Annotated in this window: 20 protein-coding genes; 13 read left to right on the top strand and 7 right to left on the bottom strand. The window is 65.0% G+C overall.

The features are described from left to right. Positions 1 to 67 precede the first annotated feature (67 nt). From MUN23_RS03190 to MUN23_RS03210, 5 genes are all read right to left on the bottom strand, one after another. Entirely contained in the window at positions 68 to 1315 is a 1248-nt protein-coding gene (locus MUN23_RS03190) for a plasmid pRiA4b ORF-3 family protein (RefSeq protein ID WP_248762071.1), read from the bottom strand. A gap of 35 nt (positions 1316 to 1350) precedes the next feature. After that, on the bottom strand, positions 1351 to 2031 hold the full coding sequence (locus MUN23_RS03195) for a hypothetical protein (protein WP_248762072.1): 681 nt from the start codon (positions 2029 to 2031) through the stop codon (positions 1351 to 1353). A gap of 193 nt (positions 2032 to 2224) precedes the next feature. After that, positions 2225 to 2428, bottom strand: coding sequence for a cold-shock protein (locus MUN23_RS03200; RefSeq protein WP_024365339.1), 204 nt, complete (start codon positions 2426 to 2428; stop codon positions 2225 to 2227). 295 nt (positions 2429 to 2723) lie between these two features. Beyond that, on the bottom strand, positions 2724 to 3314 hold the full coding sequence (locus MUN23_RS03205; RefSeq protein WP_248762073.1) for a hypothetical protein: 591 nt from the start codon (positions 3312 to 3314) through the stop codon (positions 2724 to 2726). Continuing rightward, the gene (locus tag MUN23_RS03210) at positions 3205 to 3942 is read right to left on the bottom strand and encodes a hypothetical protein (protein WP_248762074.1); all 738 of its coding nucleotides are present in this window, start codon (positions 3940 to 3942) and stop codon (positions 3205 to 3207) included. The genes MUN23_RS03205 and MUN23_RS03210 overlap by 110 nt, the downstream gene beginning before the upstream one ends. A gap of 165 nt (positions 3943 to 4107) precedes the next feature. Here MUN23_RS03210 and MUN23_RS03215 point away from each other — a divergent pair, with 165 nt between their 5' ends. From MUN23_RS03215 to MUN23_RS03250, 8 genes are all read left to right on the top strand, one after another. After that, positions 4108 to 4890, top strand: a complete 783-nt coding sequence (locus MUN23_RS03215; RefSeq protein WP_248762075.1) for an alpha/beta fold hydrolase — start codon at positions 4108 to 4110, stop codon at positions 4888 to 4890. A gap of 98 nt (positions 4891 to 4988) precedes the next feature. Continuing rightward, the gene (locus MUN23_RS03220; RefSeq protein ID WP_141139769.1) at positions 4989 to 5255 is read left to right on the top strand and encodes a type II toxin-antitoxin system Phd/YefM family antitoxin; all 267 of its coding nucleotides are present in this window, start codon (positions 4989 to 4991) and stop codon (positions 5253 to 5255) included. Then, positions 5252 to 5644: a type II toxin-antitoxin system VapC family toxin gene (locus tag MUN23_RS03225; protein WP_248762076.1), complete on the top strand. Its 393-nt coding sequence runs from the start codon at positions 5252 to 5254 to the stop codon at positions 5642 to 5644. The genes MUN23_RS03220 and MUN23_RS03225 overlap by 4 nt, the downstream gene beginning before the upstream one ends. A 128-nt stretch (positions 5645 to 5772) precedes the next feature. Continuing rightward, the gene (locus MUN23_RS03230; protein ID WP_248762077.1) at positions 5773 to 7215 is read left to right on the top strand and encodes a DUF3375 domain-containing protein; all 1443 of its coding nucleotides are present in this window, start codon (positions 5773 to 5775) and stop codon (positions 7213 to 7215) included. Continuing rightward, complete coding sequence (locus tag MUN23_RS03235; protein WP_248762078.1) at positions 7212 to 7835, top strand: DUF4194 domain-containing protein; 624 nt, start codon at positions 7212 to 7214, stop codon at positions 7833 to 7835. Before MUN23_RS03230 ends, MUN23_RS03235 begins: the two co-directional genes overlap by 4 nt. Continuing rightward, complete coding sequence (locus MUN23_RS03240; protein WP_248762079.1) at positions 7832 to 11257, top strand: ATP-binding protein; 3426 nt, start codon at positions 7832 to 7834, stop codon at positions 11255 to 11257. The genes MUN23_RS03235 and MUN23_RS03240 overlap by 4 nt, the downstream gene beginning before the upstream one ends. Further along, the gene (locus tag MUN23_RS03245; protein ID WP_248762080.1) at positions 11247 to 12524 is read left to right on the top strand and encodes a Wadjet anti-phage system protein JetD domain-containing protein; all 1278 of its coding nucleotides are present in this window, start codon (positions 11247 to 11249) and stop codon (positions 12522 to 12524) included. Before MUN23_RS03240 ends, MUN23_RS03245 begins: the two co-directional genes overlap by 11 nt. Before the next feature lie 425 nt (positions 12525 to 12949). Continuing rightward, positions 12950 to 13300 (top strand): hypothetical protein, encoded by a 351-nt coding sequence (locus tag MUN23_RS03250; RefSeq protein WP_248762082.1) that lies wholly within the window; start codon positions 12950 to 12952, stop codon positions 13298 to 13300. Positions 13301 to 13391: 91 nt separating this feature from the next. Here MUN23_RS03250 and MUN23_RS03255 read toward each other — a convergent pair whose 3' ends face one another. After that, the gene (locus MUN23_RS03255; RefSeq protein ID WP_248762083.1) at positions 13392 to 13583 is read right to left on the bottom strand and encodes a hypothetical protein; all 192 of its coding nucleotides are present in this window, start codon (positions 13581 to 13583) and stop codon (positions 13392 to 13394) included. Between the two features lie 247 nt (positions 13584 to 13830). On the opposite strand from MUN23_RS03255, the gene MUN23_RS03260 reads away from it, so the two are divergent. Then, a complete protein-coding gene (locus tag MUN23_RS03260; RefSeq protein ID WP_248762084.1) occupies positions 13831 to 15177 on the top strand; it encodes a diguanylate cyclase domain-containing protein in 1347 nt (448 codons plus the stop codon). Positions 15178 to 15215: 38 nt separating this feature from the next. Here the strand turns inward: MUN23_RS03260 and MUN23_RS03265 are convergent, their stop codons facing one another. Then, positions 15216 to 15488, bottom strand: coding sequence for a type II toxin-antitoxin system PemK/MazF family toxin (locus MUN23_RS03265; protein WP_248762085.1), 273 nt, complete (start codon positions 15486 to 15488; stop codon positions 15216 to 15218). A gap of 457 nt (positions 15489 to 15945) precedes the next feature. On the opposite strand from MUN23_RS03265, the gene MUN23_RS03270 reads away from it, so the two are divergent. From MUN23_RS03270 to MUN23_RS03285, 4 genes are all read left to right on the top strand, one after another. Further along, a complete protein-coding gene (locus MUN23_RS03270) occupies positions 15946 to 16935 on the top strand; it encodes a 2-keto-3-deoxygluconate permease (protein WP_248762086.1) in 990 nt (329 codons plus the stop codon). A gap of 11 nt (positions 16936 to 16946) precedes the next feature. Then, positions 16947 to 18152, top strand: coding sequence for a four-carbon acid sugar kinase family protein (locus MUN23_RS03275; protein WP_248762087.1), 1206 nt, complete (start codon positions 16947 to 16949; stop codon positions 18150 to 18152). Further along, positions 18152 to 19156: a 4-hydroxythreonine-4-phosphate dehydrogenase PdxA gene (gene pdxA, locus MUN23_RS03280; RefSeq protein WP_248762088.1), complete on the top strand. Its 1005-nt coding sequence runs from the start codon at positions 18152 to 18154 to the stop codon at positions 19154 to 19156. Before MUN23_RS03275 ends, pdxA begins: the two co-directional genes overlap by 1 nt. A 169-nt stretch (positions 19157 to 19325) precedes the next feature. After that, positions 19326 to 20105, top strand: coding sequence for a DeoR/GlpR family DNA-binding transcription regulator (locus MUN23_RS03285; protein WP_248762089.1), 780 nt, complete (start codon positions 19326 to 19328; stop codon positions 20103 to 20105). Positions 20106 to 20168 lie beyond the last annotated feature (63 nt).

Raw genomic sequence — 20168 nt, forward strand, 5'->3', positions numbered from 1 at the left:
CGGGGGTCTGGGCCCACGCCCGCCTGGTTCCCTGGCCGAGCTTGCGAGGTTAGGGGGCGGGTGGGGACTAAACCGAGCGGCCCACAGCCTGGGCCGCCAGCAGGAACTTCACGCCGCCGTCGGTTAGCAGTGCCCTGTCAAGAGGCGCCACTTTGGGCGCCGTCAGGTGCAGGCACTCGAAGTTCCAACGCACCACACGGTTGATGTCGCTAACCCACTCGTCCGGGATGGGATGGCCGGAGCGGGTGACAAACCCGGCGGCCAGCATGGCGCCGCGGATCGCCTCCCTCTCACGGTTCCAGGTGGGCGCGATGCCACTGAGGTGCCAGTCCGTGTGGACGCGGGTGACCAGCCGGACAGCGTCGTGTTCCTGACGGCCGACGGCATCCACGAGGTAGTCCCAGAGCTCCGCGGGCCGTTCCAGGCAGCGTTTGCCGCGCGGCGTGAGCACCAGCCTGCCCTTGAACTTCCGAAGGAGCTTCCAGTCGATGAGGTGCAGCCGGAGCTCGAGAACCGGCCGTGCGTGCGTCTCGCGGTTTCCCTTGCCCATGATGGGATCGCTCCAGCCGAGCTCGTCCATGGCGCGCTTGACCATGGCGGGCTTCAGGTAGCCGTCCTTCGTGAGTTCCAGGCCGTCCGGAGCGGCGTTTTCCAACAGCCAGCGGACCGGCAGCAGCACGGCGTCACGCTCCTCGTCGGCGAGTGGCTGCGGCCACCATTGGAGGCTGAGCAGCCGGAGTTTGCGGTTGGCGGCCTGAGGGTCGAACGTTGCGGGGGCGAAGTGGCTGCCGTACTCGCCCGTGGCGCCGAAGATCCAGGACGTCGCATCCGCGTGTTCCGGATGCTCCGGGTCCGCGACGATTTGCAGCAGTCGCTGGTAACCGTGGGGCCCGCCGGAGTCCTCCACGGGTCCGCGGGTGGCGCCATCGACGCACAGCAGTTCCCCGGCCGGCAGGTCCGCCGAACCAAACACCTCCACGTGATGCGTCCAGCTGTCGCCAAAGTCGTATTCGTACTCCAGCGCGCTTCCCGGCTTTTGGGCATCCAGCAGTTCGGAAAGGACGACGCCGGAGGCCGGCTCTGCGTCCAGATCTTCCGTGAGGTCCTGGGGACCCACAATCTCCCGCGGCTTTCCGGCGCGGTCCACGCAGCGGACGGCGTAGAGGTGGCTGTTTTCCCAGCCGAAGGCGGCCTGGACAGCGAGGTGGAACTCGGGAACCGTCAGCGTCACGGGGACCTGCAGCCTTCGCCAGATCAACGGTTCGGTGTCCGTGATGCTGATCCGGAGGTCGAAGGCGGGAACGGAAAGTTGCATGGAGGCAATCCTTCCAGAGTGCGGCCGGGGATCGGTTATGGTGCAGGCTCAACGGACTCAACTGCATAGGGTTTGGTGGCCGACCGCCGCAGCGGATGACGCAGGCGCACCTGGTACGGACCGTTCCGGAACGTGGCGCGGGGGTCCAACTGGACAAGCACGAGTGGTTCGTCACTGGCGGAGTCCAGTCGCACCACCATGCCGTCGCGCCGCCCGTCCACCAACAGCGGGGTAGCCGGTTCCACGGCGGTTTCCTTAAAACGTTCCCGATACTCCTGCCCTGCGGCCAGGAAGAGTATCCCATGGGCCAGCCCAATGACTTTCAGCGGGACCACGGCGTCAGGCGGTGGGGGTTCGGGGGTGGGCCGGGCTTGCTGGTGGTATTCCTGCGCAGCTGACGCCCTGGCTGCCTTGGCGTGCCGGTTGCATTCCGCGCACCGGGTTCGCTCCCCCACAGCGGCCAATAGGGTCACTAGCAGTCTTCTGGGGGCGTGGTCCCAGCTGTCGGCCACCACCGGACACCACGCCGGGTGATAGACCGTCCCGTATTTCATCACATAGACCTGGTCATCGCCCAGTACGGGCACCCCCTCCCGGCGGGCGGCGGGCTCCACCGGCTTGAGCTCGCCGAGGCCTCTGGTCTCTACCTGGGCGGGGCGGCTGCCGTTGACGTACTTGCGGATGAGCGGACTGAGTTGACGTTTTGGTATTGGCACGAAGTGCGGGCCTCTCTGTGCGGCGGGATGGACTCGATCCCCCCTGCTTGCCCACTGACTATCTTGAAGGGGTTTCTCGCAAGTTGCCAGTCGGGCGCTTTGAAGCACATCCGGGTTAACAAAAAGCAGGGCCGGTCTAATGACCGGCCCTGCTTTGAAAATGAAACCCTAAGGCCCCAGAATCTCTAAAGAATTAGAGTGCCTGGATGTTGACGGCCTGGGGACCCTTGGGGCCCTGCTCGGTTTCGAAGGAAACCTTCTGGTTCTCTTCGAGTGAGCGGAAGCCGGAAGAGGCGATCGCGGAGTAGTGAGCGAAAACGTCCTGTGAGGAGTCATCGGGGGAAATGAAGCCGAAGCCCTTTTCAGCGTTAAACCATTTGACGGTACCAGTAGCCATTATTTTTGTCCTTCGTGAAGGTGGAGGAAAAGTCCCGACTTTCGGGTCCTCCGGTGTGGGGTGTTCAAAACCGCTACTTCAGAAAGACGCGGACTTTCGACCGCGCGTACTGCCTGAACTACCAACTGCATAAACACAACAACAGGATCAACACTACAGGAGATTTTCCGAACCATTTACCACCGGCCAACGAGACGGGTGGTTGAGCCTCCACGAACCGGTGGTTGAGCCTGGGCCCACGACCGCAGGGTTCCCTGGCCGAGCTTGCGAGGTTAGGGAGCCCCGGGGAATCATGTCAAGATGCCCGCGTAGCCCTTATCGAAGAATCATTTGATTGTGCCCGGATGGTCGGTTGGCTTTTAGGGCCTTGCTTTGCCGTGGTCAAGGTGAGCAGCTCGGAGCAGAGGGCTTGAACTTGACGTTGGATTGCGGCTGGATTCAAGGGCTTGTTCTCCCTCTTCAGCTTGGCCTTCACGACTTGCCGGACGGTGCCCTCGTCGGCCAGGACCCGTTCGTATGGGGTCGCCGGCAGGTCATACTTCTTGGTGATCTTTGGGCCGGTTCGGATCTTCTGGACGAGTTTCTGCTGGGGTCCAAAGTGGTTGGTCAGCTGCCCTTGCAACGCCCAGATCCGGCTCAGCAGCTCCAGCTCCGCCGCCGTGTCGTAGCGGTGATATCCGACGGTTTGCCGGACAACATGCCAGTTCTTCTGTTCCACATGGGCGCCGTCATTTTTGTTCCCGGGCCTGGACCGGGTGAAGGTCAGTTGCTCCTGCTCACACCACCGCAGCAGCTCCCAATTGATGAACTCGCTCCCGTTGTCCGAATCGATCCCGACGATCGGGAACGGGAACGCCGCGGTGGCTTCCTTGATCGCGGCGAACACCCATTTCTGGGCCTTGTTCCTCACCGACCGGGTCTCGGTCCACCCCGGTGCAAATGTCAGTGATTGTCAGGGTGAAGCAGAACTCACCCAAGGAATTGCCGCCCTCGTGGCCGACCAGATCAATCTCCACAAAACCGGGCACCGCATCGTCCCACTCAGCCCAGGTCCGCATCGGGATGGAGTCCTTGAGCAGTGTTCCGGGCTTGGTGTGGGAACGGCCCCTTGGGTCGAGTTTCCCCCGGTCTGCCTTGAGCCGGCGGTCGATGGTGGCCGGGGCGATCTTCAGCAACAACGCCGCCGTCCCGTCCTCGATACTCAGCTCCTTGAACCGGCGCAGCCGCGGAACCAAATCCGGCAGCGCTGCTGCCAGCAGACGCCCGCACGGGGTGCCCTGGACGGCCCAGCAGAACCGCAACGCCTCGATCACGTCTTCGCCGTAGACCGGGGCCCTGAGCGGCCGGGCCTTGACCTGTCTGAGCACCAAGGCCTGCCGCAGGGCCTTCCGCGCATGGTCCCGGTGCCAAAGCGTCAGGGCGCACAGCTCGTCCAGGATGGTCTTCTTGGCCGCACGGTCCGACCGGGCATATCGGAGGGCAGTGGTCTTCGTGACGGCCTTGCGTTCGCTCATCGAAAGCTCCATGGCTCACAGTGCCGGGCCAGCGGATACCACCCCAGCAGACGCGCCGCTACGCGGGCATTACCAAATGATTCTTCGATAGCAGCTACGCGGGCATCTTTGATGAGTCAACGCGGGAGCTGGTGGGGAGCGAAACCCAGGCGTACCGTTCTTCCCATGGGACCAATTCGGGCCATTCTTCTACCGGGCGCTGTACTCCCCGCCCAGGCCGCCTTCGGCGGACTCATCGCAGCCCTCGGGCCGGACGTCCAGGCATTCGCCAAGGATCTCGAGCTCTACGCGGAAGATGGGCCGCCGGCGGATTGGAGCCTGGACACAGAGATCGACGGCGTGTTGCGCGAAGCCGATACCCGGGGATGGGAGACGTTCCACTTAACGGGCTATTCAGGTGGCGGCGCGGCGGCGCTGGTGTTCGCTGCCAAGCACCCGGGCAGGCTGCTGAGCCTGGCGCTGCTGGAACCTGCCTGGGCCGGGAACTGGGACTGGAGCCCTGCGTACACGGAGCTCCGGAAGAAGTACGAGCAGCTGGAAACACTCCCGCCGGAACAGTTCATGTCCGCCTTCATGAGGCTGGGAGTTAAGCCCGACGTCGTCCTTCCGCCGCCGCCGGATCCCCCGCCGCCGTGGATGGCCAACCGGCCGGCGGGTATCAGGGCGTTCCTGCGGACCTTCAAAAACTATGACCTGGAGAGGGCGCGCTTGGCTGCCTTTCGCCAGCCCGTCTACTTCGCCTTGGGCGGCCTGAGCAATCCCCATGACTACGGCGATATCGCCAGCCGGCTGTCCAGGGTCTTCTTCCCGGACTTCCACCTGGAAGTGTTCCCCAAGCGCCACCATTTCGATCCGCCACACCGGATCGAGCCCGAGCGACTGGCTGAATTGCTCCGGCGGCACTGGGAGCGGGCGGTGGTTGAGCCTGTCGAAACCCGCGGTGGTTGAGCCTGTCGAAACCCGCGGTGGTTGAGCCTGTCGAAACCCGCGGTGGTTGAGCCTTACCCTCAGACGCAGCCGTTGCTACGCTTGCTACGGAGGTAACCATGGCGACAATCCCACACCGGGAACTGCGCAACCAGAGCAGCAAAATCCTGGAGCGCGTCAAGAACGGCGAAACCATCGACGTCACGAACAACGGCGAAATAGCCGCTACCTTGATCCCGCCGTCGGCGTCACCCTTTGAGCGGCTGCTGCTGGCGGGCCAGGTCCGCCCAGCCGCCAAGGGGCCGGTCGATTTCCAGACGCTGCCGCGCGTCCCGTCAGAAGCCGGCACTGCTGAGATCCTGGCTGACCTCCGCGGGGACCGGTGATCATCTACCTGGACACGTCGGCTGTCCTCAAGCTGGTGGTCGAAGAGGCAGAATCATCCGCGGCCGCCCACTACGTCTCAACCGCGGCAGCCCAGGGCCACCAGCTGGTGGCTTCGATGCTCCTCTATACGGAACTTCATTGCGCGGCCCATCGCCGCGGATTTCCCGGCGAGCCCGTCAATACGGTCCTGGGAGCCATTAACCTGGTCGACCTTGCCCGTTCGGACCTTATGTACGCGGCGGCCCTGCCCGGCAAGCTCCGAAGCGCCGACGCCATGCATCTGGCCGCAGCCATCCGGCTGCAGTCCGATGTAATGGTGGCGTATGACGCCGAGCTCCTGGCTGCCGCCGTCGAGGCAGGCCTGAACGTCCTATGCCCCGGCGGTTGAGTGCGCCCGGTGGTTGAGCCCGTCGAAACCCTGGATCTCGACAGGCTCGATCGCCGGGGACGACAAGTTCGATCACTGTCACCGTCCCCGTGTAGCTTAGGAATAACAGCACCCTGCATGAGGACGCCATGGATTTCTACGCCATCAACGCACTGCGTGAGAACCACGCCGGCTGGTCCCTGCTCCGCGCACAGAACGCCCCGCTGGCCGTCAGCTTCTTCATCAAGGCCTTCACCGGACCCAACCAACGGGACATCGGCCGGCAGGAGCTCATTGACCACCTCGATGATGTCCTGTTCGGCCTCCGTGAAGTCTTCGGCGAGGACAAGTACCCTAGGCCGGCCGGTGAGTACCTGGATGAGTGGGCGGCCCCGGAACGGGCGTGGCTGCGGAAATACTACGTGCCCGGCCAGGACGAGCCGCGCTACGATCTCACGGCCGCCGCCGAGGACGTGGTCCGCTGGGTGGAGAGCCTGAGCGGGCGGGACTTCGTGGCCACGCAGTCCAGGCTGACCAGCATCTTCGCCGTCCTGAAGGCCCTGGTCCAGCAGTCCGAGACCGACCCGGAGGTAAGGCTCGCCGAGCTCCAGCGCCAGCGGGACGGGATCGACGCCGAGATGCAGCGGATCAAGGCCGGCAACATCCGCGTGATGACCGCACCGGAAGCCCTGGACCACTTCCAGCAGCTGACCACCCTGGCCAAGGACCTGCTCTCCGATTTCCGTGAGGTGGAGCAGAACTTCCGGAAGCTGGACCGGCAGGTCCGTGAACAGATCGCCACCTGGGACGGCACCCAGGGCGAGCTGCTGGCCTCCATCTTCGCGAACCAGCAGGACATCAGCGGCTCCCTCCAGGGCCGAACGTTCCAGGGCTTCTGGGACTACCTGATGTCCCCGCAGCTGCGCACCGAACTGCGGGACCTGCTGCAGCGGGCCACCCAGATCGACGCCCTCGCCAAACTCGACAACCTGCACGCCGTGACCAACCTGCACCAGGACTGGCTGCCCGCCGTCGAGCAGACCCAGGCCACAGTCCGGCAGCTCTCGCAGCAGATGCGCCGGCTCCTGGACGACAAGGTGTTCCTGGAAAACAAGCGCATCATGCAGCTCGTCCGGAGCATCGAATCCGGTGCGCTGGGCACCCGGGAGGTGCCGCCGTCGGGCGTCTTTATGGAGATCGCGGCTCAGTCCGTCGAGGTCGCGCTTCCGTTCGAACGGCCGCTGTATGAGCCGAGCCGGCGGATCATGGTGGACGACGTCGTGGTGGCGGCAAACGATGCAGAAGTGGATGCCGGCGCCCTCTTCAGCCAGTTCCATGTGGACACGGAGCGGCTGAAGTCCAATATCGACGACGTCCTGGCCGGCGCCGAGCAGGCCACCCTCGGCGAAGTAGCGGCCGCTCACCCTCTGTCGCAGGGACTGGCGGAGCTCGTGGCCTACTACCAGCTCGCCACCGAATCGGACTGGGCGTCCATCAACCCGGACGAATCACAGCAGTTGTCCTGGCAGCTCCCGGACGGCAGCATCCGGGAAGCCACTGTCGAACAGATCATCTTCGTGAGGCCGGCATGACCACCACAGACGCACCTGAAACACACACGCCGGAGGAACTTCCCGGCGTCGTCACCAAGCTCTTCAAGGGCGTGGTCTACGCCGAGACGGACGAGAAGATCTGGCAGTCGCTGCTGGGCCTGTCCTCCCACGTCCGCGACTACGTGGCCGTCCTGGGCCTTGACCTGATCCTGGACGAGTCCGAGGGCTACGCGTTCCTGAAATCCCGCGAGGATCCGGACGGCACGCTGCCGCGGCTGATCCCCCGCCGCCCGCTCACCTTCAACGTCAGCCTCCTCCTGGCGCTGCTCCGCGGCCGGATGCTCGAATTCGATACCAACAGCAGCGAACTGCGCCTCATCATGACCGAGCAGGACATCGCGGACATGGTGGCCGTTTTCCTGCCCGAATCCAGCAACGAGGCGCGGATTCTGGACCAGCTCGGCACCAACATCAAGAAGGTGGTGGAGCTGGGCTTCCTGCGGAAACTGCGCGGCCAGGCGGGCACGTACGAGGTCGCCCGGATCCTGAAGGCCTACGTGGATGCCCAGTGGCTGGAGGAATTCGACGCGCGGCTGGCCGACTACCGCGCCTCGCTCACCGGAGCCGTCACCGGCAGCAAGGAAGAGGACCGCACATGACCACCGAGACGGCCACCGCAGTTAAAGGCGGGACAGACGAGCAGGAGATGCTGTTCAGCCTGGATGAAAAAGCGGACGACGCCGGTACTCCCCCGGGCTTCCGGCTGCACCGTCTGGAGCTGCTCAATTGGGGCACGTTCCACCAGGAGGTGCGGGCGTTCCGGCTGGACGGCTCCAACAGCCTGCTGACCGGTGACATCGGCTCCGGGAAGTCGACAGTAGTGGATGCGATCACCACCTTGCTGCTGCCGGCCAACAGGATCGAGTACAACAAGGCGGCGGGCGCGCAGAAGAAGGAACGCACCCTGATGTCGTACGTGCGGGGTTTCCACAAGAGCACCCGGAGCGCCGGCGGCGAATACTCCAAGCCCGTGGCGCTGCGTGGCACCGGCAAGCTCACCGTGGTCCTGGGCGTGTTCCACAACGCCGTCCTGGGCAAATCCATCACCCTGGCCATCACCCTCTGGGCCACCCAGGAGGCTGGCCAGCCCAACCGCTTCTACTCGCTGGCGGAGGGCGAGCAGTCCATCGCCGGGGACTTCGCCAACTTCGGCCAGGACCCCGCGAAGCTGAAGAAGCAGCTCCGGGCCGCGGGTGCGTCCCTCCATGAAACGTTCGAGCCCTATGCGGCGGCGTTCAAGCGGCAGTTCGGCATCAGCGGAAACCAGGCCATGGAGCTGTTCCATCGCACGGTGTCCATGAAGCAGGTGGAGAACATCACCAACTTCGTGCGCACCAACATGCTTGAGGAAGACGACGTCGAGGCCCGGATCGGCAACCTCATCCACCACTTCGACGACCTGAAGAAGGCCCACGACGCCGTCCTCCGGGCCAAGGACCAGATCGCCCTGCTCACCCCCATCACCGAGGGCGCCGCCCAGCACACCGCCCTGAGCCGGGACGACGAATTCGCCCGCCAACAGCGGGACCAGCTGCATCCCTGGTTCACGGACCGGAAACTGCAGCTGAGCATCGAACACCAGACGGAACTGCAGAACACCGGCCTCCGGCTGCAGGAGGACAGCGGCAAACTGGCCACCGAAATCACCCAGCTCCGCCTGGACCTGGCCGCCGTGAAGGAAGATATCCGCAGCAACGGCGGCGGCCGGCTGGCCGCCATCGAAGCGGAGGCCGCACGGCTGGGCGAGGAGTCCCGGTCGCAGCGGGTTCGCTTCGAAAAGTACGCCGAAGCCGCGGCAGAGCTTGGTCTTCAGGCCCCGGCGGACCGCGTCCAGTTCGACGCCAACCGGGCCCGGCTCGCCGACGTCGAAAAGGACCTCGCCGCCACAGCCAACGAAGTGCAGGACACCCGCACCGAACTGACCATGACACGCACGGTACTCACCGGCCGCGCCAGCGACATCGCCGCGGAGCTGACCAGCCTGCAGGCGCGTCCCAACCTGTTGCCGCGCCCCCAGGTGGAGCTCCGCCGTCGGCTGTGCGACGGTACCGGCATCCAGGAATCAGAGCTGCCGTACGCCGGTGAGCTGCTGCGCGTCCGCGACGGCGAAGCGGCCTGGGAAGGCGCCGCAGAACGCACCCTTCGCGGCTTTGCACTGTCGCTGCTGGTGCCGTCGGAGCACTACGCTGCGGTGAGCGGCTGGGTGGACGGCAACAACCTGCGCGGCCGGCTGGTGTACCTCAAGATCGGCGAATCGTACACGCCGAAGCCGGCCGAGGCGGGCACACTGGCGGCGAAGATCGCCATCAAGCAGGGGACGCCGTTCCGCAATTTCCTGCTCGATGAGCTCAGCAGCCGCTTCGACTATTTCTGCTGTGACACCCTGGAGGACTTCCGCCGCCGTTCCAAGGCGCTGACCGCCAACGGCCAGCTCAAGGGCGGCCGCGGCCGGCACGAGAAGGATGACCGGCAGGAGCTCTCGGACCGCCGGAACTACGTCCTGGGCTGGGACAACCTGGACAAGATCAGCCGTTTCCGTACCGAGCAGGACGAGGTCCAGGGCCAGCTCAGCGTGGTGGCCGGCCAGCTGTCCAGGGTCAACGATTCCCTGGGCGCCATCGGCCGGCAGAACCAGCAGCTGGGCATCATCGGGGCGGTGTCGGACTTCGCCGAGCTCAGCTGGCAGCTCACCGCACGCCGCATCGAGGAGCTCAAGGCGGAGAAGGCCCAGCTGGAGTCCACCAGCGATGTGCTGCGGCAGCTGACGGCGAAGGAAGCCGAGCTCACCGGAAAGCTGGATCGCCTGCAGGTGCGGGCCGATGATGTCCAGCGGCGGATCGGCTCCAACGAGGGCGCCGCCAAGGACATCGTGGAGGCGATCGAGGACTGCCGCGACGTCCTGCGGGAGACCCCGTTGACGGACGACGGCGGCGTGCTGGCCGCCGTCGCAAGGCTCGCCGCGGCGGAACTCGCCGGCAAACCGCTCACCTACAAAAACACCGGCACCGTCGAAAGCTCCGTCCGGTCCGGGCTGACAGACACCATCGACGCACTGTCCAAACAGATCGCCCGGGCCGCCGAGAAGACCGTCCGGCTCATGGCCGAGTTCCGGAACAAGTACCCGAACGAGACCACGGAGATTGACGCCGCCCTGGAGTCCGCCGGCGAGTTCGGCAAGCTGCTGGAGCAGCTGGTCAGCAACGATCTCCCGCGCTTTGAGGCCCACTTCAAGGAGTCCCTGAACCAAAACACCATTCACGAGGTGGTGGCGTTCAACGCGTTCCTGGACAGCCGCCGGCAGGACATCGTGAACCGGATCGGCGAAATCAACCTGTCCCTGGCCGGGATTGAGTACAACACCGGCCGGCACATCCAGCTGGAGCACCAGAACAGCACCGACCTCGACGTGCGGCAGTTCGGCCTGGACCTGCGGGCCTGTTCGGAGGGGACCATTGGCGACGATGATCAGTACTCCGAGCAGAAGTACCTGCAGGTGGCGCGCCTGATCGAGCGGTTCCGGGGCCGGGACGGCTACACCACCCTCGACGAGCGCTGGACCGCCAAGGTCACGGACGTCCGGAACTGGTTTACGTTCTCCGCCTCGGAAAAATGGACCGAAACCGGCGAGGAATTTGAACACTTCACGGATTCGGGCGGCAAGTCCGGCGGGCAGAAGGAGAAGCTCGCCTACACGATTCTCGCCGCCGCCCTGGCGTTCCAGTTCGGGCTGGCGTCCGGCAAGGGCGCCGGTAAAAACGCCGGCAGTGGCCGCAGTTTCCGGTTCGTGGTCATTGATGAGGCGTTCGGCCGCGGCTCCGACGAGTCGGCCCGGTACGGGCTGGAGCTGTTCCAGCGGATGAAGCTGCAGCTGCTGATTGTCACTCCCCTGCAGAAGATCCATGTGATCGAGCCCTTTGTCTCCCATGTGGGGTTCGTGGCCAACACCAACGGCGACGATTCGCAGTTGCGGAACATGACCATCCAGGAGTACCGGGACGAGCGGGCCCGGCGTGCCGGGTGACCGGCTTTCGGCTTCCGCTCCTGGCCGGGCGCAGGGCTGGACCACACTGGCGGACCTGCGCGCGCAGTCACTTAAGGCCTGGGGCAGCGGTGCGTTGCTCCGCGAGGTACTGGAACCCAGCGGACTCCACCCCCGCCGTCGTCCGTTGAAACGTCCGACGGCGGCGACGCTCCGGACTGACTACGCGGCGGCGAGTGCGTGGGCGGCTGAGTTGTTCGCCGCCGTGGGTCCGTTCAGCCTGGAAACCGCAGAGGTGGGGCGCACCACGGTGGGGGCCAACCAGCTTCCGGCGGCGGCGGTCTTTGCACACGCCGAGGCCGAGATCCGCTTTGTGGGTAAGGCGAGGGATGCAGCCCGGTTCGTGGAGCTTGCCGGGAGTCTGGCCTCGCTGCACTCCTTGTTCCGCGGTTGGGCGCTGAAGCGGCCGCTCAAGCTGCTGGAACTCGGGGCTGACGCGCTGACAGCGGCCCGGGTGGCCCTGTGGCTGGAGGACAATCCCGAGCCCGGCATCTACGTGAGGCAGCTGAGCCTTCCCGGTGTGCACACCAAGTTCATCGAGAACCACAGGGCGGTGATCAGCGGGCTGGCCATGGTGCTGCGGGCTGATTCCGTGCGCGCCGAGATTGAGCCGGACGAGGACTCGCTTCCGGACTTTCCCGCTGAGCCCGGTTCGCTGCTGGGTCTAACGCCGGCCCGGACGCCGGCGGCGCGCTTTGCCGCGGGCCACGGCTTCCTGCATCCGCCGGAGCTGGTCAGGTTCCGCCTGCTGGATCCTGCCGTGCCACTGCTGGGCCGGGCACGCGATCTGACCGTGACCGCTGAAGCCTTCAGTACGCTGAGCCTGCCGGTCACCAAAGTGCTGATTACGGAAAACCTCGTCAACTTCCTGGCCCTCCCCGACAGGCAGGACACGCTGGCTATTTATGGCGGCGGTTATGGTTTCTCGTCGCTGCAGGATGCAGGGTGGCTGCGCGACCGCAAGGTCCTGTACTGGGGCGATCTGGACACCCACGGGTTCCGGATCCTGGACCAGCTGCGTGCGGTCCACCCGCATGTGATGAGCGTGATGATGGACGAGGCCACGCTGCTGGCCCACCGCGATGCATGGGTTACCGAGCCGTCGCCGTCGAAGGCTTCGCTTAGCAGGCTGACACCTGATGAGTCCGCCCTGTACGAAGGCCTCCGCGATGACGCCTTCGGGACGGCTGTCAGGCTGGAGCAGGAGCTGATCCGCTGGGACTGGGCGCTGGGCCGACTTGGTGGTTGAGCCTAACGAAAACCGTGGAGTTGAGCCCGTCGGTACCCGGTCTGCCAACATTTCACGATCGAAATGTCAGAATCCACACCGGATTCTGACCGATGAAGTGAGCATGGATAAATCCGGCTACAATTATCGGCTACAAAATGTTAGCATGAGCCAATGGCGCCGAAGTGGGTGGGTTCAAGTGAGAGACACGGGATTCCTAGAGCTGACCAAATCTACGCCATCCTAAATGCCACATTTGAGGCCGAGCTAGTGGGCGAGGCGCAAGAGGGCCGGATTATGCTGTTCATTGGACGGGCACACCAGCAGACTGATCGTGAATTAGAGATCCTTGTGAACGATTTTCCGGGCACAGGGAAAGACGCTGTCGTGTTCCACGCAATGACCCTCGGTCCAAAATTCAAGCGATTCCGGGAGGAGTACCAGCCATGACTAATCAGAGGGAACCAGACTACGATGCACTGGCCGATCGGTTGACCGGGGACTCGCCCCTGGAGGCGGCTGCGGTACAACTTGGCAGCGACGCCGCTGCATCTGGGCGCGAGTTCCTGTTGCGAGAGTATGGCGGTGATGCTGCCATCAGGCGTGCCATACGCCGTGGCCGGCCCCGCGTCGGGGACTCGACACCGGGCGAATCCGCCACCGTACGTGGGCGGATCGGCGATGTTGAATACCGTGCTTTTATGGAACTGGTGACGGAACTTGGTAAGCCGCAGTCCGAGCTGGTTCGCGAAGCTGTGCATCTATTGCTGGAACACCACAAGAAGCTCGCCAGTTAGGCGCTCTGGGTGGTCCCCGGAACAATCACCGTTCGCCCCCACGCCGCCCTGCTCGGTCTCGACAAGCGCGATCACCGGCGCTGACAGCGCCTTAAGCGGCGCTCGCCCGCTCCGGTAGCGCGGGGGCGATGTGCAGCCGCGTGGAGAACGCGGCGATGAGGGCGAAGAGGAATACTGCCACCGCGATGGCCAGCGCCATGACGGCGACAGTTCCGTAGCCACTGACGATAGTGAAGTATCTGAAGAAGTTCGCCGCAGAGGCGCCGGGAACATTCTGGAGCAAGGGTGTCAGCTGACAAAATATGGCCACGAATCCGAGCAGGGCAAACCAGAATCTGAAGAGTGCGAGACCTCGATTGGGTCTCAACTGGAGATCGTGCGGCGCAGGGAAAACGCCAAGTCCCAGCTGGATGGCGTTTGAGCGTGTCGAAACCCGGTGGCCGAGACCGTCGAAACCGCGCCTGTCGCGGCCCGATTGGAGCATGTGCCGTGTAATTTAGGCATAACATCACCCCGGTCCGAGGACGCCCATGAACAGAGCCCCCACTACGCTGCGCTCCTTTAGCCTGCAGCGTGAATGGTCCCGGGCATTCACGCTCATGCTGATCGCGCTGTTCATCGGCGCGGCGGTCACCGTCGTGGGAGTCCGGTTTGTGGTGAACGAGATGGAAGCTGCCACTGGCCGGCTTCAGGCCGAGTACGGCAGCGTCGCAGAGCTGGCCGCAGCCCTTGAGACGCATGAGCAGCTGGGACACCAGTTGCTCGCGGCGGCACCCGTGAACCGGGAGGCATTTGTCCTGGAACAAAAGGACATCGAGGAGCTCTTCCGGGCGGCCGCCGCAGCCGAGGCTGCGGACGAAGGCCGGCCCGGGGCCCTGTCCGCGGCACAGGAGGACTGGCAGGCCGGCCTGGAGAACGGTGGCCTCTGGAGTTCCGACGTTCTGGAGCTCACGGGAAACAGTGCGGCTAACGCCCCTGCCTTCGCCGCTGCCAGCTCGTCCGTCCGGACGCAGCTGGCCGCCATCCAGCAGTCCTCCCTCCAGGCGCTGAACAGGGGGCTCGTGGACACGCGCGAGCTCGAAACCCTCCTGGTGGTTGGCCGGTTCGGGCTGTTCGTGGCGGCCATCGGCGCCACCCTGTACTTCCGCCGCCGGGTGGCCAAGGACCTGATGCGTCCCGTCAACAGCCTCCGCCGGGGCGTCCTGAAACTGCAGTCCGGCGACTACAGCCACCGCCTGGACGTGGCCCGGCGCGACGAGCTGGGCGAGGTGGCTGTGGCGTTCAACGGGATGGCCACTGCGCTGCAGGACAGCCATAAAGCCCTGACGTACCGGGCCACGCACGATGACCTCACCGGGCTCGCCAACCGTGCGGCCCTGGCCGAGCGTCTGCTGGCGTCCTTCGAGCCGGACAGCGACCGCCGGACACGGCACGAGGGCCTGCTGTTCATCGACATCGACGATTTCAAGGACGTCAACGATTCCTTGGGCCATGAGGGCGGCGACGCGCTGCTGGCCCAGCTGGCCGAGCGGCTGCGGGCCAGCGTCCGCAGCCACGATCTGGTGGCCCGGCTGGGAGGCGACGAGTTCGCCGTCGTCGTTTTGGATAACGACGACGGCACTCCGGCAACGGGGCCCGTCGCCGAGCGGATCTATGAGGCTCTTAGCGAGCCGTTCGTGATTGGTGACCGCTCGTTGCGGGTGTCACTGAGCATGGGGGTCGCGCAGCGCACCGCGGACACCGCGGACGTGACGGAGCTGTTGCGGCAGGCGGATTCGGCCATGTACCGGGCCAAGCTCGGCGGCAAGGCCCGGTACGAGATCCACGGCGGGGCAACGCCGGTCATTGAGCCTGTCGAAAGCGGAACCGGTGGTTGAGCCTGTCGAAACCCCCAGCGGTTGAGGTTACGGAGCCGTCAGCGGCCCAGACCGAGAAAGACGGCCAGCGACTGCTCAACCGCAAGCATTGTCTTGGAATCAATGCGACCTATCCGTTGCCCCAGGTTGATACGACGCACCGTTGTGAGCTTGTCGATCATGACCTGGCTAACTCGCTCCAGCCCGGTCAACTGCCCGGGTTCCACCGTCAGCCGCAGCAACGGAGCATCAGTCAGGTGGGACGTCAGTGGTAGAAGGGTGATCGACTCCGATGCTGCAAATGGATGAATGTTGCATGTAACCCGTTCCACGTGTCACTGGGGGACGGGGGCCAGTGGTTACGCGTGTCGACTCAGGCTCCCGCAGCGCGCTGGATCGACTTAGGTCAGGTCGCTCACCGGCGCATTCTTTGGCGAGCGCAATGCTCGCCGTCGACCAAGTGGCGGCGGGATCCGGGCACTACGGTTTCCCACTTGGTGCAACCCCCATGCCGCACACCACAAATGCCGTCCGCCACGGCCCGGCAGAGCTCGGGTCTGGTGATGGGATCGATGCCGCCCGCGGGCACGAGCGTCGGGACGGTCTTCGCTGCTTTGTTGATTGGGAAAGGCGAGGACCTCGTCAACGACACCAAACGCCCGGAAAAACTCATTTGCGCATTTCGCGCAATTGGCCTTGCGCTAAACGCGCAACCATTCTATGATCTTAATCATGATCGGAGCCAGGGCGGCTCGATCCCCCAGTCCCCCACAACAATGAGGTTGCTAGATGTCTGTTCCAATCAAGGCCACCATGGAAAAAGTTCCGGGCGGCATGATGCTGATTCCGCTGCTCATCGGCGCTCTGCTGGCCACGTTCGCACCGGACTCCGCCAAATTCTTCGGCTCGTTTACCGGCGCCCTGTTCACCGGGGGCACCACAATCCTCGCCGTGTTCTACGTGTGCATGGGTGCAAGCATCGACATAAAGGCCACGCCCTACATCCTGAAAAAGGGCGGCGTCCTCTTCGGCGCCAAGGTCCTGTTTGCGGTCATCATCGGCGTTATCGCCGGCAGGTTCCTGGGCGAACTTCCCATCGACGGCGGACTGCTGACAGGCCTCTCGGTCCTTGCCATCCTGGCAGCCCTCAATGACACCAACGGCGGAATGTACATGGCCCTTATGGGCCAGTACGGCAAGCCCAAGGACGTTGCTGCTTACTCCGTCATGACGCTCGAATCCGGCCCCTTCCTGACCATGCTCACCCTGGGCGTGGCCGGCCTGTCGGCCTTCCCGTGGCAGGCACTGGTAGGCGCCATCATCCCCCTGCTCCTTGGAGTTCTGCTGGGCACCCTCGACCCGGCCATGCGCAAGTTCCTTTCGTCCGCGGCCCCCGTTCTTATTCCGTTCTTCGCCCTCGCCCTTGGCTTCGGCCTGAACCTCGAAAAGGTGCTCAGTGCCGGCCTGCTGGGTATCGCGCTTGGCCTGTTCGTGCTGATCGTCGGCGGCGCCGTGCTCTTCTTCGCTGACAAGCTGAGCGGCGGTACCGGCATTGCCGGCCTGGCTGCAGCCACCACCGCGGGCAACGCTGCCACAGTCCCCATGCTGGTAGCCGCAGCCAATCCTGCGTACCTGCCCGCAGCGGGACCAGCCACAGTTCTGGTTGCCGCGTCCGTGGTGGTCACCGCCATCGGCTGCCCCCTGATGGTTGCCTGGTACGCCAAGCGGCTCAAGAACAAAGAGGCTGCGGCATCCCCCGAGGTCTCACACGCAGTATGAACACCCACCAAATGAACACCGACGCAACCACGCCCTGGGCAATCATCGCGGATGACCTGACGGGGGCCGCAGATGCGGCCGCCGCGTATGGCCCCACGCACACCAGCTCCGTGGTCCTTGACCTTGAGTCCGCCTGGCCCGACGCCGAGATCCTGTCGATCAACACGGAAAGCCGCTACCTGCCCGAGGCGGAGGCCGCCGCGGCCGTCACGGCCGCCGTCGGGTACGCCCTGGGGCAGCGCCGCCGGGTCTTCAAAAAAATCGATTCGTTGCTCAGGGGCAATGTTGGGGCGGAAGTCGCGGCCACATTGGCGGGAATCACCCAGGGCCACGGGAAGAGTCTCGCCATTGCCGCTCCGGCCTTTCCGGCCACGGGAAGGACCACCGACGGCGGCGTCGTCCACGTGGGCGGCGTTCCGAACACTGAAGGAAACTTCGGCGGCGACATCGCCAGGGCACTGGAAGCGGGTGGCCTCGCCGTCAAAGTGGTTGGCGGACAATCCGGACGCACGCCCGAGGAACTGGCGTCGCACCTGCGGGACGCGCAGCAACGCGGGAGTGACGCCGTCGTACTTGATGCAAGGCACGACGACGACCTCAGGATCATCGCGGCCGCCGCGGACTTACTGGACTTTCCGACGCTCCTGGTGGGCTCGGGCGGACTGGCGGGGCACATCGTGGCGCGTGACGAAAAAGCAGGTGCGCGGAATGCGCAGGCGCGGCACGTCAACCGGACCTTGACCGTGATCGGCAGCTACTCCAGCCTTGCGCGGCAGCAAACTGAGGCACTCGTCGCGGCGGGCGCCCAACACATCACGCTGGACCACGCCGCCCTGGACGAGCCGGCGGTTGCCCGCGAGGTTGAACAGGCGATGACCCGGAATGATGTGGTGTTGACGCCGGATCCGATGGGAATCGTCGACAAGTCACAGGCACTGGTGGTGGCAGAGGCTTTGGCCCGCGCCACCGCCGCGGGCATTGGGCACTGTGACGCCCTGGTCATGACGGGCGGCGAGACGGCCACGGCGGTCTTGAGGGCACTCGGCGCCGGCAGCTTCACCGTCCTCGGCGAGATTGAACCCGGCGTCGTCATGAGCCTGTTGCCCGAACCTCTCCCCCTGCTCGTCACGAAGGCCGGCGCCTTCGGGGACGCCGGAACGCTGGCCCGGACCATACAATTTCTCACTGGCACAACGACTGAAATGAGTATCAAATAATGGGACGCCCGATTGTTGCCATCACCATGGGCGATGCTGCCGGCATTGGCCCGGAAATCATCGTCAAAGCCCTGGCTGACGCGGAACTCCGGTCGAAGGCCCGCATGCTCGTCGTTGGCGATCTTCGCCGGCTGCGGCTCGCCGCGGACATCGTCGCCAGCCCGCTGGCCCTGCGCAAGGTCGCGGCGCCGTCGGAGGCCCTGTTCGAGGAAGGCACCATCGACGTGCTGGACATCGACTGCATCCCGGAGGGCCTCGCCTGGGGTGAACTCTCGGCCGCGGCCGGGCACGGCTCATTCCTCTTCATCGAAAAGGCCGTGGCACTGGCTATGGACCGCCAGGTGGATGCGATCTGCACCGGGCCGCTGAACAAAGCAGCCCTGCACGCAGCCGGCCACAAGTACCCCGGCCACACCGAACTCCTCGCCGAGCTGACGGGCACCGAGGAGGTTTCCATGATGCTGACCGCTCCCAAGATGCGCGTCATCCACGTGACTACCCACATCGGCCTCATTGATGCGATCGCCAAGATCAACGGGGACCTGGTCTACCGGACCATCAAGCGCGGGTATGAGCTTCTGCGCGCCTCCGGCATCGAAAACCCGCGGATCGCCGTCTGCGCCATCAACCCGCACGCTGGGGAGAACGGGCTGTTCGGCTACGGCGAAGAGGCGGAAAAGATCCAGCCGGGCATCGAGAAGGCCCAGGCTGACGGTATCGACGCCTTCGGCCCGCTCCCGGCCGACACCCTGTTCTTCCTTGCCGGCCGCGGCGACTTCGACCTGGTGGTGGCCCAGTACCATGACCAGGGCCACGGCCCGGTCAAGGTACTTGGTCTGGAGAACGGCGTCAACATCACCGTAGGCCTCCCCGTGGTGCGCACATCCGTTGACCACGGCACGGCCTTCGACATCGCGGGCAAGAACATCGCCGACCACGAGTCCCTACTTGAGGCATTGCGGCAGGCAGTGGACCTGGCGCCGTCGCGCGAAGAGGATCTCTAAGAGAACCTGAGGGACGGACGACCCAAAATCGGGACGGCGGCCCTCTGAACGGCCGGTCAGCTAAGCTTGCTGACCGGCCGTTGCGCATTCCGCGCAGGGCGATACTGCGGGGAGTTGGCGGGGACCGGAACTAGCATGGTAACCACGCCCACGGGAAGGAAAACCGGGAATGCTGTCGGCAAATGCCAGGCGCGAGGAGATCTACCACCTCGCCGTCACCACCGGCCTGGCCTCCGTGGAGGAACTGTCCGCCCGGTTCGAGGTCACGGCCTCCACCATCCGCCGCGACCTGGCGCTCCTGAACGGGCAGGGCCGGCTTGCCCGCACGTACGGCGGCGCCATGGCGCTGGGTGCCCACCCGGAGGCGTCGCTGCGGCAGCGCACCGGCGAGGCATTCGAGCAGAAACAGGCCATTGCCCGCTGGGCGGCGTCCGTGATCCTGCCCGGGGAGAACATCCTGCTCGACGCCGGCTCCACCGTGGGTGCCCTGGCCCACGAATTGCGCGGTTTTGATCGGTTATCCGTGACCACGCCAGGCATCAACACCATGCAGGAACTCGCCGAGTCCGACGGCATCGAGGTGGACTGCCTAGGCGGCCGGCTGCGGAGCCTTTCACAGAGTTTCGTGGGACCGCTCGCCGAAGCGACCCTGGAGCGGATGACCTTTGACCGCGTGTTCCTCGGCGCAGACGCCGTCACCGCCGAGGACGGCATCTGCGAAGCCGACCACTCCCAGACCCGCCTCAAGGAACTCATGGCCCGGCGCGGCAATCTTGTGTATGTCCTGGCCGACTCGTCCAAGCTGGGCCTGCGGCCCTTCCACGCCTGGGCACGCCTCTCGCTGCCATGGACCCTGGTAACGGACGACGGCGCCGACCCCGCCCAGGTGCAGAAGTTCCGGGATACAGGGGTCGAGGTTGAGGTGGCTGAGGTACTGCCCGGCGGTTGAGCTCGTCGAAGCCAACCGGTTGGCCCGTGAGCCTGACCTTCCCGCGGCCGATGTATGGGGGTA

The sequence above is a fragment of the Pseudarthrobacter sp. SSS035 genome, assembly GCF_023273875.1.
GTDB lineage: Bacteria > Actinomycetota > Actinomycetes > Actinomycetales > Micrococcaceae > Arthrobacter.